Below are 1,055 nucleotides of genomic sequence, written 5' to 3' on the forward strand. Positions count from 1 at the left end.
ACGAGCTCGTGCATGGTTGGCCGTGGCGCATCGAGTGCCGCGAGCTGGCCATCGTGTTCACGTTCGCGTACTGCGAGCCATCGTGGCGGTCTGCTGGTGAGAGAGCAGTCCGGCGACGGCTTGGATGATGTCGCTCATGTGCTCACGGCGGCCATGGTGGCGGGCGAGGGCCCGCCAGTTCTTGAGGTGGCCGATGCCGTGCTCGACGCGGATACGCCGTGAGGAGTGGGCCTTGCGCTGGCGTTCGTGCATCGCCTCGTACCAATCGGGCGGGTTCTTCTTGAACTTGCGGTGCGGCGGTGTCACCACACGCCCGCCCGTCTGGGCGCCGAGCCCCTGATAGCCGGCGTCGGCCAGGATCTCCACGACAGGACCATCGGTGAGTAGCTTGACCAGGCCCAACTTTCGGGCGTGGGTGATGTCCGCGCAGCTCGCCGGCTCAGCCCGACTGCAGAACAGCAGCCTCCCGGCAGCGTCCGTGACGACCATGGACTTCACGGCGTTCTGCTTGTTCTTGCCGGAGATGAACTTCTCGCGGTCCTTGCGTCCGGCGGCTGGGCGGCGGACCCGGATCTCGGTGCCGTCGATGATGCCGGTCTGCCCGCTCGCACCGAGATGATCGATGACGTCGGCGAGGGTGCACAGCCGAAGGCCGGGCGCGATGGTGCAGCCACGCTCAGCAAGTAGAGGCCGTACTTCACCGATTGCGCGCGTGATGGTTGAGCGGTCGACGCCGAACCAGCAGGCCAGCACGTCGTGGGTGGCACCGTGCCGGAGGTGGACGAGGGTGGCCAACAGCCGGTCGACGAAGACCAGTTTGTGCTTCGCCCCGGCACCGACAGCTCGGCGACGGGGCCGCGCGACGAGGACCGCTTGGTGCCGCTCGTGCCACAACGGGCCGATTTCAGCGACGAGTTCAGCGATCACGCCGGGACCCAGCCCCGTGATCCGCTGGCTTCGGATGATCGCTGCACGTGCCCGGTTCCTCACCACACAGACCATGATCAACGGTCAAGGCCCGACGCGCCACGGCCAACCATGCACGAGGTCGTTAG

1 protein-coding gene is annotated in these 1,055 nt (G+C 67.0%); it reads right to left on the minus strand.

All coding sequences use genetic code 11. From position 1 onward, the window contains the following. Positions 1-57 precede the first annotated feature (57 nt). Entirely contained in the window at positions 58-927 is an 870-nt protein-coding gene (locus tag JAO81_RS41890) for a transposase family protein (RefSeq protein WP_307814255.1), read from the minus strand. Positions 928-1,055: the final 128 nt, after the last annotated feature.

It is taken from the genome of Streptomyces sp. N35 (assembly GCF_016464295.1).
Lineage (GTDB): Bacteria > Actinomycetota > Actinomycetes > Streptomycetales > Streptomycetaceae > Streptomyces.